13 protein-coding genes are annotated in these 12,671 nt (G+C 68.9%); 8 read left to right on the top strand and 5 right to left on the bottom strand.

Annotated features, from left to right (window positions below; genetic code table 11):
• Positions 1–24 precede the first annotated feature (24 nt).
• The gene (locus PV364_RS16680; RefSeq protein WP_319660791.1) at positions 25–618 is read right to left on the bottom strand and encodes a hypothetical protein; all 594 of its coding nucleotides are present in this window, start codon (positions 616–618) and stop codon (positions 25–27) included.
• Between the two features lie 558 nt (positions 619–1,176).
• Between PV364_RS16680 and PV364_RS16675 the strand changes: the two genes are divergently transcribed.
• The 5 genes from PV364_RS16675 (at position 1,177) to PV364_RS16655 (ending at position 6,423) form a co-directional block, all read left to right on the top strand.
• The gene (locus PV364_RS16675) at positions 1,177–2,238 is read left to right on the top strand and encodes a MoxR family ATPase (protein ID WP_319660789.1); all 1,062 of its coding nucleotides are present in this window, start codon (positions 1,177–1,179) and stop codon (positions 2,236–2,238) included.
• Positions 2,235–4,070 carry a DUF2201 family putative metallopeptidase gene (locus PV364_RS16670; RefSeq protein ID WP_319660788.1) on the top strand — a complete coding sequence of 612 codons (1,836 nt, stop codon included), beginning with the start codon at positions 2,235–2,237 and terminating at the stop codon, positions 4,068–4,070. The genes PV364_RS16675 and PV364_RS16670 overlap by 4 nt, the downstream gene beginning before the upstream one ends.
• 234 nt (positions 4,071–4,304) lie before the next feature.
• Positions 4,305–5,165, top strand: a complete 861-nt coding sequence (locus PV364_RS16665) for a hypothetical protein (protein ID WP_319660787.1) — start codon at positions 4,305–4,307, stop codon at positions 5,163–5,165.
• 651 nt (positions 5,166–5,816) lie between these two features.
• Entirely contained in the window at positions 5,817–6,050 is a 234-nt protein-coding gene (locus PV364_RS16660) for a hypothetical protein (protein ID WP_319660786.1), read from the top strand.
• 1 nt (position 6,051) lies between these two features.
• The gene (locus PV364_RS16655) at positions 6,052–6,423 is read left to right on the top strand and encodes a toxin Doc (RefSeq protein ID WP_319660785.1); all 372 of its coding nucleotides are present in this window, start codon (positions 6,052–6,054) and stop codon (positions 6,421–6,423) included.
• Positions 6,424–7,014: 591 nt separating this feature from the next.
• On the opposite strand, the gene PV364_RS16650 is transcribed toward PV364_RS16655, so the two are convergent.
• The 3 genes from PV364_RS16650 to PV364_RS16640 form a co-directional block, all read right to left on the bottom strand.
• Positions 7,015–7,380 carry a DDE-type integrase/transposase/recombinase gene (locus PV364_RS16650; protein WP_319660784.1) on the bottom strand — a complete coding sequence of 122 codons (366 nt, stop codon included), beginning with the start codon at positions 7,378–7,380 and terminating at the stop codon, positions 7,015–7,017.
• 157 nt (positions 7,381–7,537) lie between these two features.
• On the bottom strand, positions 7,538–7,777 hold the full coding sequence (locus PV364_RS16645) for a hypothetical protein (RefSeq protein WP_319660783.1): 240 nt from the start codon (positions 7,775–7,777) through the stop codon (positions 7,538–7,540).
• Positions 7,774–8,106 carry a transposase gene (locus tag PV364_RS16640; RefSeq protein ID WP_319660782.1) on the bottom strand — a complete coding sequence of 111 codons (333 nt, stop codon included), beginning with the start codon at positions 8,104–8,106 and terminating at the stop codon, positions 7,774–7,776. The genes PV364_RS16645 and PV364_RS16640 overlap by 4 nt, the downstream gene beginning before the upstream one ends.
• A 112-nt stretch (positions 8,107–8,218) precedes the next feature.
• Between PV364_RS16640 and PV364_RS16635 the strand changes: the two genes are divergently transcribed.
• From PV364_RS16635 to PV364_RS16625, 3 genes are all read left to right on the top strand, one after another.
• Positions 8,219–8,362 carry a hypothetical protein gene (locus tag PV364_RS16635; RefSeq protein WP_319660781.1) on the top strand — a complete coding sequence of 48 codons (144 nt, stop codon included), beginning with the start codon at positions 8,219–8,221 and terminating at the stop codon, positions 8,360–8,362.
• Positions 8,363–8,638: 276 nt separating this feature from the next.
• Complete coding sequence (gene cseB / locus PV364_RS16630) at positions 8,639–9,355, top strand: two-component system response regulator CseB (RefSeq protein WP_319660780.1); 717 nt, start codon at positions 8,639–8,641, stop codon at positions 9,353–9,355.
• 1 nt (position 9,356) lies between these two features.
• Entirely contained in the window at positions 9,357–10,604 is a 1,248-nt protein-coding gene (locus PV364_RS16625) for a HAMP domain-containing sensor histidine kinase (protein WP_319660779.1), read from the top strand.
• A 97-nt stretch (positions 10,605–10,701) separates the two neighbouring features.
• Here the strand turns inward: PV364_RS16625 and PV364_RS16620 are convergent, their stop codons facing one another.
• Positions 10,702–12,519 (bottom strand): acyltransferase family protein, encoded by a 1,818-nt coding sequence (locus PV364_RS16620; RefSeq protein WP_319660778.1) that lies wholly within the window; start codon positions 12,517–12,519, stop codon positions 10,702–10,704.
• Positions 12,520–12,671: the final 152 nt, after the last annotated feature.

Raw genomic sequence — 12,671 nt, 5'->3', positions numbered from 1 at the left:
GACACGCCGACCTCTGCTGCGATCTCACCACTTTCCCTCGAGCACCCGGATGCGGTGGCCCAGCGCCTTTCCGAAGGCGGCAGTGAAGTGAGGATCAAGGGGCAGCCAGTCGTCGAACTGGAAGCCCAGGTAGGCGAAGGCGAAGTAGTCGTGCGTCCAGTCCCAGTCGGGAAGCGGGGCGCGACAAGCGCAAGCCGGGCAGCCGAGGTCGGCGGCGCCCGTGGTGTACCAGGTGGTGACGACCTCAGCGGGCCAGGCGGGGGTCGCGTTTCGGCAGCGGGGACAGATCGCGGAAGGGACGTCGCCCGGACCGGCAAGGAAGACGGTACGACCCGTCACGACCCGCACCTCCCCGCCGGGCTCCTCCTCCAACTCCTCGATCCGCGCCCGCCAGTCCCACGGGACCAGGTCGACGGCCTCCCGCCAGCGTGGCCCGGCCAACCGCACCACGCCGTCTTGCCACGGCACCAGGCGGATGAACCCTTCCGCCTCCAGCCAATCCCTGCCACGCTCGCCCCACACCACAGCCTCCTGCGCTGAGGCATCGAGGTCCACAACGGTCTGCCGGTAGGTCCCCATGGACTTCCCCCCGCCTTCATGACTGTTCTCGGCCAGCACCGGCCTCAGGTTAGGCGAGCCACCCGTGCGTGCCCCGTCCGCGCCTCAGCTCCTGCCGTTCGGCTCACCGTTGGAGCAGGTCTTTGCGACCTTCGCCGACGTCCTGCAGATGGAGGAAAACGGGGAAGTCCAGAACGAAGGGGACGCCCGTGCCGTGCTGCGCAAAGGGTTCGCTCGTACTGCGATCAGGGCTACCAAGCGGAGCCACCGCTCGAGCGCTGGGAGACCGAGCCGCACGGCCCGTGGCGGCAGTTCCGCAGCGCAGCCGCGCCAGCGGAGCACGCGCTCCAACTGGCGGCCGCGTCAGCGGAAGGCAGGCGCTTCCCCCTCGCGTCACCTCGCGAGCGACCCCTGCGGGGCGTGGTGCACGCCCGCATGCCGGCGGCGCCCGGCCAGACCGGCGACGCCGCAGCCGCGCCGCTCCGCGCGGAGAACGACCTCCCCCCTGAAAAAGCGGATGCGCGCGGGTGCCGCCGAAGGTGACACTGACTGCCGCCCCGCGCGCAGCGCGCGGCGGCCCGTCGTTCTTCCCTCGCCGATCCGCCAAGGAGCCCCCGCTTGCAGGGTGTCGTCACCGTTTCGCCTTCCCAGGTGCCCGAACTGCTGCTCAACCTCGCCACCGTCCGGCCGGTCTTCCTGTGGGGCGCGCCCGGCATCGGGAAGTCGTCCCTGGTCAGGGAGTTCGCGGAGTCGCTCGGGCTGGAGTGCGTGAGCCTCATCGGAACCCAGCTCGCTCCGGAGGACCTCATCGGCGTCCCCCAGATCGTCGACGGACGCTCGCGGTTCTGCCCCCCGGAGACCATCGCCCGTGACGAGCCGTACTGCCTGTTCCTGGACGAGCTGAACGCCGCCACTCCCGATGTGCAGAAGGCGTTCTACTCCCTGATCCTCGACCGACGGATCGGCTCCTACGAGTTGCCGGCCGGAAGCATCGTGATCGGTGCGGGCAACCGGGCCACGGACAACGCCCTGGCCCGGCCCATGGCCTCCGCCCTGGTCAACCGGCTCGCCCATGTCCATCTGCGGGCCTCGGCCTCGGACTGGCTGGTCTGGGCGGCGACCGCCGGCATCCATCCGTGGATCACCGACCACCTCACCGACCGGCCGGACCACCTGTGGTCCGCTCCGCCCAAGACCGAGGAGCCCTTCTCCACCCCGCGGTCCTGGCACATGCTCTCGGACGCGCTGCACTCCTTCGGGCCGGCCCTGGACGAGGAGACGCTCAAGGTCCTGGCCCACGGCATGCTCACCCCCACGCATGCCGTGGCCTTCTGCGGCTACGTCAAGATCGTCCGTCACTCCTACGGCCTGGAGGCCATCCTCAAGGGCGACGCGTCCTGGCCGAATCGTGTCGAGGACCGCGACCTGCTCTACTACCTCGCCGACTCCTTCCGCGGCCGCCTCATCAAGGAACTCCCGGCGAGCAAGGAGCACGCTTCCGTGGCTGTCCGGCAGACCGCCTACCGGGCCAAGTCCCTGCTGGTGCAGCTGGCCGAGATCTCCGTCGAGGTCGCCCAGACCGTCATTGCCGACGGCGACGACGACAATCCCGTGCTGCCCTCGTGGTTCCTGTTCGAGGCCGCCCGCGACATGCCCCGGCTGGTCGAGGCGCGCCGGTGAGCGGGGCGCGCGGCTCCACGTCGCGGGACCGCTCCAAGGCCAAGGACGACCCGGCCGCCCAGGCGTTCGCCGCCGGGGTGGACCTGCTGCGGCGCAACACCGCGCTCGCCGCCCTGTCCGCCGTCAACGGCACCCTGTGCCGCAGCAAGGAGTGCACGGAGCACCCCCGGGGCGGCGGCTGGGCCGCGGTGACGTCCAACGGCGTCGTCCATGCCGACCCGCTGCGTCGTACGGAGCCTGAGGAATGGGCCTGGGTACTGGCCCACTGCCTCCTGCACCTCGGCTTCGGTCACGTTCCAGCAGCCCAGGGCACACGAGAGCAGCCCGACCGGTACGACCTGGCCGCTCGCTGCACGGTCGTCAACCGCTTCCTGGCCACGTTCCCTGTGGGCCGCGCGCCCATCGCCCTGCCCGAAAGCTTCCCGGGCGGCGACGAGGACGAACTGGCCGCACGCTGGCGTCGCGACGGTATCCCGCCCGAGTACGCCGCATGCGGAACGGCCGGCTCGGACCTCGATCAACTGCTGCGCCCCTGGCACCGGCCCTGGCTGCCGCCCGAGGACTGGACCGCAGCCTTCGCGAGCGCCCTCACGCGGACGATGTCGGCGGCCATGGACCTCGCCGGCGGCCGCCGCGAGGAGCTCACTGGCGCGCGCCGGCCCCAGCGGCCCTGGGAAAGGGCGTTGAGCTGGTTCGTCACCTCGTACCCGCTCCTGGGCGGCATCGCCGCAGGCATGACGCTGGTGGCCGATGCCGAACTGGCGCGCGCCCAGCAGATCTCGGTGGCGGCCGTCCATGCGGAGGCGGGCGAGATCTACCTCAACCCCCTCTGCCGGTACAGCGACGAGGAATGGCGGTTCGTCCTCGCCCACGAGATGCTGCACGCCGCGCTGCGCCACGGCGAGCGCCTCGGCGGCCGCGACCCGTACCTGTTCAACGTCGCCGCCGACTACGTCATCAACGGCTGGCTGGTCGAGATGGACGTCGGACAGATACCCGACGGACTGCTCCACGACCCCGGGCTCGCGGGACTGTCCACCGAGGAGATCTACGACCGCATCGCCCGGGACCAGCGCAGGATGCGCCGTCTTGCCACGCTGCGCGGCAAGGGACTCGGGGACATCCTCGGCGAGGCCCTGCCTCGTCCCGGCGAAACCGCCCCGACCTGGGTGGACCTGGACGAGTTCTACCGGCGCGGACTGCGCCAGGGCTTCGATCTGCACCGGCGCGAACGCGGCTTCCTGCCCGCCGGACTCGTCGAGGAGATCCAGGCGCTCTCCCATCCGCCGCTTCCCTGGGACGCCAGACTGGCGCGCTGGTTCGACGAGTACGTGCCTCGGCCCGAAGCCGTGCGCAGCTACGCCCGTCCCGCCCGTCGTCAGGCCTCCACGCCGCACATCCCCCGCGCGGGCCGCAGCTTTCCGCCCGAGGAAGTGGCACGCTGCACCTTCGGAGTGGTGCTGGACACCTCGCTGTCCATGAGCAGGATGCTGCTGGGCAAAGCCCTCGGCGCGATCGCCTCCTACGCCGCAGCCCGCGACGTGACCGGGGCACGCGTGGTCTTCTGCGACGCCGCCCCCTTCGACGCCGGTTACCTGCCTGTCGCAGAGATCGCCCATCGGGTCCGGGTCCGGGGCCGCGGCGGCACCCTGTTGCAACCGGCCGTCGACCTCCTGCAGCGGGCCGAGGACTTTCCGGCCACGGCACCGATCCTGGTGATCACCGACGGTGAGTGCGACGTCCTTCGCATCCGGCGCGAGCACGCCTTCCTCGTACCGCAGGAAGCGGTACTACCGTTCACGGCACGCGGCCCGGTCTTCCGGATGCGCTGACACCGGCCGCCGTTCTTGGGGGAACGAGCCCTCCTGGACCACGAAGAGCAGGAGCCTGCTCTCGCAGTGGTCCAGGGCAGGCACCAGCCCAAGCCTCATGGGGTCGGACCTGTCCTGATCCCCTGCCGCGACGGCCTCAAAGGTCGCCGGGCCGCTCGACGGCGGGTGGCCATGCGTTTCCATCGCAGCTTCCAGGAACGCGGTTGCGGTGGCGCTGGGCGGGATGAGCGCTGCTTGCCGGATGAACTCGCGGTTGGGCACGTCCGTGGCCGCGCTCGCGCGTCTCGCCTCGGAAAGGAACGGGCGGGCGTCCGCTGGGGAACGGCCAGGTCGCGGCCGGTGCCCTCGAGTGAACGCGGAGCAGCCCACTTCCCCGACGAGCGTGCCTTCGCCGCCAACGGCGAACTCGCGCGCGACATGATCCTGCGCGAACTGGCCTCCTCACTGCCCATCGCCTGGGTCACCGTGGGCTCGGCCTACGGCCAGGACGCTCAGTTCCGGCGCTCGTCGGAAGACGCCGCCATCACAGGGATTGTCAGTCCCCGTTCATACGATCACCGCATGTCTGATGCCTTCACTGTTCTGTGGACACACGACACCTGCCGTGCCCTGCGCAGGGCGGGACGCGTGGGTGAGCGGCCGCCGGTCGCCTACTCCGGAATCCACCAGTCCCTGCCCACCTGGTCAGGCGCCCGTGCCGGTGACGAGGTGTATGCGTTGCACGTCAACCGGTGCGAGGTCTTCGTGGTGTCCCGCATGCGCGTGATCGACAGGGAACGCGGCGACTGCTGCGGCACGGCCCCAGCGACGTGGCACGACCCGCACTTTCCCGGACACGACGACTGGTCGATGCTCGGCGCCGGCGGCTGCGGTGCGACGGCGGTCCACGTGGACGCGACGCCCGTACGCTTCGACACGCCGATACCCGGTGATCTTCTGCCGACGCTCACCTGGCGAAACAACCGAGGCAAGACCCGCAATCTGAAGTTCGTGGAGAACGGCCGCTTGGAGCGCTCGGTCAGCCTCCAGGGCTTCTACCGACTGGCCCCTGAGTCTGCCGAGGCGCTGGCCGGCCTCGTCGCCAGCACCCACTGAGCCCCTTGCCGTTCTTGACCTGCCAGTCGTCGGGCGGCGCCATGAGTACGCGCAGTTCATGTTCGTGGCCCATTTCAGGCCCAGGATCCGGCGGCCGAGCCCAGCGATGTGACCGTCCCCGTTTCCAGGTCCAGTAGGTGGGGTCTCCGGCCGACCCGAATGTCATCTGTTGAGGCGACAACCCCGCCGTCGAGTCCTCCGTCAGCCTGCCCAGTGGAGCTGCCTCGAACACCGTCCGAAGGCCACATCTGCATGCCGGACAGCTTCGGCTACGCGGCGCGCGCGCCCTGCCGGCGATCCGCGCTGCCGCCGGCGACCGCAAGCTGCGGGAGCGAGCGGCTGTCGCCCTAAAGCGTTTCTTCGTGTCGGCGGCGGGTCCCGATTTCGAGACGGCGAGGGTCCTCGAGCGGCACCGGAGTAACTGAGAAGGGCCGTGCAGCCCATCTGCGGCTGTACGGAATGGACACCAACTGATCAGCGCAGTGCAGCGGGGGAGACGCCCCCCAGGAAGCATTGCGATGAGCCTGCGCCGGGGCGTGGGAGTCCTGCCCGGCGGGGTGGATGTGAGAGCAGACGGCCCTGGGAGGGCTCGTGGGATGCCGACTGCCGCGACCGCTTCCAGTGTATAGCGATCTGCTATACACTGTGAGTATGACGAAGCAGATCAATATCCGGCTCGATGACGCGGTTCATGCCCGTCTCGTCGCGCGGGCCGAGGCCGAGGGCACCACGGTGACCGCATTGATCACGCAGGCTGCCGAGCGCGACCCCCGTCTCGACAACGGGGCCGCGACGGCCGCTGCGTTCCTGGCCAAGCACGCCGCCGAGTTCGCCGAGGCGTTCCCGGAAGAAGAGCCGGACAGCGCCAACGGACGGGCCGCCTGAGGTGGAGCTGCAGGTCGACATCCGCTGGCTGCTCGAACGTCAGGCCGAGGTCCTGCCGAAGGAGCCGTCGGTGCACGATTTCTCCGGCCTTGTCGCAGCAGTCGCCCGGCACCGGGTCAACGCTCCGAAGCTGGACTACACCGTGGACGCAGCCTGGCGTGCAGCGGCGCTCTTCCACGAGATCGTCTCGGTGCGCCCGCTGCCGGCCCGTAACGCGATGTACGGAGCGCTGATCGCGGTGGCCTATATGGCGGCGTCCGGCGAAGCCGTCGATGCTCCCTACGGTGCACTCGGCGACCTGGCACGACAGGTCCGTGCCGGGCGCGCGGATGTGTACGCGTGCGCTGAGCAGATCCGCCGCTGGCGGCTCTGAATTGCCTGCGCCTTTCACTGGCGGCGCTTGAAACGCCGGGGGAGCGACATCGGGTTCTGACCATCCTGTGGTTCGCTTCCCCGCGTTCCGGGTGGTGTAGTTCTGCCCCCTGTGGCTTGGCGGCACACGACAGCGGGGGCCGCTCACCTGCCGCGCCCAAGAGGGGCGGCGGAGTCGGGCCCACCAGCGCCGACAGTCTCCGACCTGGATGCCGACTCCTGATCAACGCTTCCGGATGCCTGGATGGCCGTACCGGGCCAAGAGCGGCCCGTCCGCCTGCGGCCGGCACAGACGACCGATCTGCTTGCGGCAGGCGAGGACGTGCCCGATGGGTATGCTCCAGGACAGCCTGGACGAGGCCGTGCAGAGCGCGTTGACCCGCCCGATCCCAAAGTCGTCCCGGGCCCGTATGCGGTAGCTCGGGGGAGATCTACTTCCGCGACCGCGGACGTCGTGCCGCTGGTCTGCAGGTGACCTTTACCGGCGTCGAGCAGCTCGACTTCGCGCTGTAGAGCTCGGCGACGGCATCGATGTCGGCCACTGCCGGCAAGCGAAGCACGGATGTTGCTACGGAGGCAGGTTGCCCGTCACTCAAGGCTCGTCACATGATCTTGCGGGCGGGCTGTGGCTGATTCGGGGATGTTGCTGAGCAGGATCGCGCCTGGCCTCGGCGGCGGCGTTGTCGGAGCACGAGCCCACCCGCCCCATGGACTGCACCACACCCAACCTGTCACACAGGTCGCTGTAGGCCGCGGACGTGTATTCGCTGCCGCGATCGCCGTGGAAGATCACTCCGTCCACGTCGCCACCTCGCGTCGCGGCCGCCATCTGCAAGGAGGCGGCCACCAGGGCGGCGTCGTGGCGGGCGCCCATGGCGTAGCCCAGGCAGCGGAGGGAGAACAGGTCGATCACCGTGGCCAGGTACAGTTTCCCCTCCCCGGTGCCGATCTCGGTCATATCGCCCCCCACCAGGGCACGTCGGAGGCGACGGCGTCGAAGTGCCGGCCCACCAGGTCCCGGGCAGCGGGCCGCTTGCCCTGCCGGGTCAGGCTCTTGCGCTTCTTCGGCTCACGGCCCTACCAGCCCTGCTCGGCCATGATCTCTGCGACCGTGTTCACCGACACCTGCCAGCCCTCGGCCCAGGGTCGAGCGCGATCCGCGGCGATCCGTAGGTTCTGCCGGAGGCGGTGAAGAAGTGCTTGATCCGCTCGGTCAGCGCTGCTCGTCTGACCTCGCGTTTCATCGGGTTCGCGGGTCTTTTGCGCCACTTGTAGTACCAGGCCGTCGAGACGCCGAGCGTGCGGCAGGCCACGGTGTGCGGGATCTTGTCCTCGGTCCTGCAGTCGCTGATCACCCCGACAACCGCTGCCGGGTCCGCGTCAGCTGCTTCGCCCACAGGACCATGCATCGCTTGAGGAGATCGCGCTCCATGCCGAGCTCGACGTTGTCCTTGCGCAGCCGCCCATTCTCCGCCCGCAGCCGGGCCAGTTCCTCCCGCTCGGACTCGTTCAACGGTCCCTTGCCAGCCTCCGCGGACCCGCGTGCCCGGCTCACCCACGTCTGCAGCGTGCCCTCGTGCACGCCCAGGTCCCGTGCGAGCACCGCGGCTGGCTTGCCCGTCTCCAGCACGATCCGAACCGCCCCCTCACGGAACTCGGCGTCATAGCTACGTCGCTTCGCCACCCTCAACTCCTGATCGAGTCACGACTCCACGCTACGAGGGGAAGCACAGCAGCGGCCCGTGTGCAGGCTCAGCGCCGATGTGAATGACCGCTTCACCCGTATGATCGATGTGATGAAGACGATGCCCGGCCAGATCACTGACAGGCCGTTCGAGATCGTCAGCGCCTGCCTGTCGGAGTACCTCGATACCCTGGGTGGAGAGCGCGAGGCGCTCACCGAGTTGCTGCGGCGAAGCACGGCCACCACCGTCCAGTAGGAGTCGGGCCACATGAGTACATGCCGACGGACCAGGTCCACTCCTGGTCCGTCGTCATGTCCACCGTCTTTACGGATGCCTGGCCGGGGCGCGGACCCGCGTCGGCGCTCCCATTGGTGGACCCGGTGTCCGCAGGCCCGGTATCTGCTCGGCGCGCCGGCGTGGTGATCCCCTTCTGCGCGGTGGCTGCCTGATCCTGCGCGGTAGCGATCTCTTGTGCGGCGGCATCTGCCGCGCCCCTGTACGGCATGTACGGCGACCCTTGGAGCCCTTCGAATGGAACACGCGACCGCCGGCGAACCAGGAAGGTCTCGCCATCCGTCGATCCTTCTGGTCGAGGACGACGAGGTGATCCGCAGGGCGGTGGCCCTGGCGCTGGAGCGCTATGGGTACCGGGTCACCACTGTGGGTGACGGCTTGGACGGGTTGGAGCTTTTTCGGGAGCAGTCGCATGATCTGCTCCTGCTGGACGTGATGTTGCCGGGACTAGACGGCATCGGCCTGTGCCGGAGAGTCAGGGAGTCCAGTACCGTTCCGGTCCTGATGATGTCGGCGCGGGGCGACGGATTGGATGTGGTCGCGGGCCTGGAGGCCGGTGCTGACGATTACGTCGTCAAGCCGGTCGACACGTCGGTGCTCGTCGCCCGGATTCGCTCGGCGCTGCGTCGCGCTGCCTTCACTGCGGAGGCGGTGGCGCCCGGGAGCTCCGAACGCCGTACCTTCGGAGACCTGGACGTCGACGCGGCGGGGCTGGAGGTGTTCGTCGCCGGTCGCCGGGTGGATCTGACCCCCACGGAGCTGCGGCTGCTTCTGGAGTTCGTGGCGAACCCGGGGATCGTGCTCGACCGCCAGACCCTGTTGCGGAACGTGTGGGACTACGGGTGGGATGGTGACACACGTGTCGTCGATCTTGCCGTTCAAAGGCTGCGCAAGAAGATCGGGGCGGACCATGTCCAGACGGTTCGTGGGTTCGGCTACAAGCTGCGTCGTTGACATGAGCTCCCGACTCATCCATGCCCTGGGGGCATCGCTGAACTGGAGGTCGCTGCGGTGGAAGATCGCCGCTTTGGCTGCGGCATGCTCCTGCGCGGTTGCGCTGGCGGTTGGTCTCCTGGTCCACCACAGCACGAGCGAGTGGTCTCTGACCCAGGGCAGGGGGCGTGCGCTGGCGGCGCTTGCGGATGTCGACGCAGGCGAGGCGTACGACGCCGGCGCCTTGCCTGAACCGGTTCGCCGGCAGCTGGAAAACCAATCCATGGTCACCTGGTACGACGCGAGGCGCCCGGGAGAACCTTGGATGTGGGCGGCCCGCCGGGTCGACGGACAGGTCCGTGCGGTGCGGATCGACATGGGCCCGGATCTCCGCAACCTGCAGGCACTCGACCGCCACATGTGGCTGGCCTCGATCGCCGTGCTCGCGGTCGTGGTTCCGATGGCTGCCTTGGCTGCGGAACTGCCGAACCGACGACTGCGGCGCGTGGCAGTCACGGCGCGTCGCATCGCGGGCGGCGACCTCGGCGCGCGCATCGCCGCGGCACATCCTGCCAGCGACGAGATCACCGAGATCGCGGCCGCCGTGGACTCGATGGCCGACTCCCTCCAAAAGCGTCTCCTGGACGAGCAGCACTTCACGGCCGACGTCGCCCACGAATTGCGCACACCTCTCATGGGGTTGCTCACGGCATCCGAACTGCTTCCCGACAGTGAGGCGACCGAGATGGTCAGGGGCAGGGTACGGGTGTTGCGGACGCTCGTAGAGGATCTGCTGGAGGTGTCCCGCCTCGACGCGGGCGGGGAGCAGGCGGACTTGCGACCGGTGCGCCTGAACGACTTCCTTGTTGAATGCCTGGCCAGGATCGGGCTGGCGGCAGAGCTGGACATGACCGGGGCGGCGGAGGTCCGAACCGACCCGCGCCGTCTGGACAGGATCGTGGCCAACCTTGTGGCCAACGCTCAGAGGCATGGCCGTCCACCGGTCGAAGTGACGCTGAAGGGCACAGTGATCACGGTACGGGACCACGGCCCCGGCTACCCCGTAACACTCCTGGCCGACGGACCGCAACGATTCCGCACAGGGGTGGTCGAGCGAGGCCGTGGCCACGGCCTGGGCCTGATCATCGCCTCAGGTCAGGCCGGTGTCATCGGTGCGGACCTCTCCTTCTCCAATTCCCCGGAAGGCGGTGCGGTGGCCACGCTCCGCTTTTCCGCGTCCTCCAGCAGGACGTCGGGCCCTTCCTGGTGAAAGGACCCTCACCGACTGGTGGACGCACGCCCGCCTGCGGGCGGTGCGTGCGGCCGCCGCTTCAGTGCCGAAGGCGCGCCGTCGTCGCATCCCGCTGTCATGATCCGTGCTTTTGGAGCCTTGCCAGGGCCTTCGCGACGGTGTCGGCGTAGAGTTTCGCGCCGCCGGGGCCGGGGTGTATGCCGTCGTCCGCAAGGAGGTCCTCACGACCCGCAACGGCCCTGTCCCAGTCGGCGACAGCGACTGTGCGGGGGTGCTCATCGGCGGCCTGTCTGATGTCCACGTTGACCCTCCGCGACCAGTCGCGTTTGGCATGGACCGTAATGATCAGCAGGCGTCTTTCAGGGCCTATCTCTTCGATGGCGGCTCTCAAGTCCTGCACCCCGCCGAGCCCGTTGGTACCGAGACCGATGATGACGGTGTGTCCCAGCGAGTGGTTCCGCTTGAGGGTGCCGAGCAGGTCCGGGGCTGTGCGCAGCTGGCGGCCGACGTTCGCGTCGATACTGATTCCCGGGAATCTCCGTTGCAGAGCCGGGGCAACCGCCAGCATGACGGAGTCACCGATGGCGGTGATCCGGCGTGAAAGAGGCACCGAGGAGTCGCTTTCGAGGCCCGCCTCACCGGCGGCGACCGCGGCCGATGAAGTGCTTGCGGAATGTGGCGCGGTGGCCAGTCCGCAGCTCGCCAGCAACACTGTCGCGGCCGCTCCTGCGACTGCCGCCCTGGCTGTCACGAGCCTGAAGCGGCTGGACGACTCCGCCTTGGCCAGCGATCGGAGCACCTCTCGGAAGGCTCCTCGGAAGCCGAGGCGCCGTACCGGTTGCTCGACCCAGCGGTAGGACACCGCCGCGAACCCCACCGAGAGCGCTGCCGCGACGATGGGCCTGAGAGGCACACGGGTTGAGCCTGCGTCGTCCGGAGCCGCCAGCGCGATCAGCGGTAGGTGCCACAGATAGATCCCGTAGGAACGCTTGCCGATCCAGCGCAGCAAAGCGTTCGACAGAAGCCTGGCCGGCCATCCGTCCCGTTGCAGAACGCTCCGCAGGACCGAAACCGTGGCGAGGGCGGCCGCCAAAAAGCCGTACGGATAGAGCAGTTCGTCCTCCTGGGAGACCGTGGCGGCAAGAGCGAGCAACACCGCCAGGCCGAGAAGACCAGTGATCTCGCACAGCGGCAGCAGCCGTGCAGGACGGCCGGCGGTACCCCGGAGAGCCGGGCGGGCCAGGGCAAGGGCCGCGCCGAGCAACAGCGGAAAGGCATGGGTGTCCGTGCCGAAGTACACGCGCGAGGGATCGTCGCCCGGCCGGTACAGCAACAGCATCCAGGTGGCAGAGGCAGCCGCCATGACGAGGACCACAGCCATCGATGCGGTGCGGTTGCGAATGAGCAGCAATCCGACCAGGACGAGGGGCCAGAGCAGGTAGAACTGCTCCTCCACACTCAGTGTCCACAGATGCTGGAACGACGGCAGGGGGCCGAAGGTGGCGAAATACGAGGTATGGGTGGCTATCTGCCACCAGTTGTTGGTGAAGCCGGCCGCGGACAGGAGAGCGCCGGGGACCGGAGTCGTCCGGGCGGGCCGGAGCGCGGTGGACACGGCTGTGATCGCCAGGAGGACCAGTGCGAGGGAGGGCAGCAGTCTTCGAGCACGGCGGACCCAGAATCGGTACATGTCGATGGAGCCATTGACTGCTCGCTCGGTGATCAGCAGATCGGTGATCAGGAATCCACTGAGGACGAAGAAGACGTCGACGCCGAGGAAGCCACCGGGTAGCCACGCCGGGTGGACGTGGTAGACGACGACAACGGCGACAGCGAAAGCACGCAGCCCGTCGAGCGCCGGAACGTACCGGTGACGATCGGACGACCGGGACGCCCCCGGGGGACGGCTGGCCACCATCACGCGGCTCGTCACGCCGTGCTCACTGATGAACGTATATGAACAGAATCCATGAAAGACCTCCGGGACTGGGGCGCGAGGAGTCGCGTACCGGTTCCGGAACACCCTCGGTGAGCCGTGTGTCCGTACGGCCGAAGTGCCGTATCCGCTTACGCTCGCCCGCGCGG

It is taken from the genome of Streptomyces sp. MI02-7b, assembly GCF_033793585.1.
Taxonomy (GTDB): domain Bacteria; phylum Actinomycetota; class Actinomycetes; order Streptomycetales; family Streptomycetaceae; genus Actinacidiphila.
The sequence above is the reverse complement of the archived record's forward strand: the minus strand, read 5'-3'. Positions and strand labels throughout refer to the sequence as shown.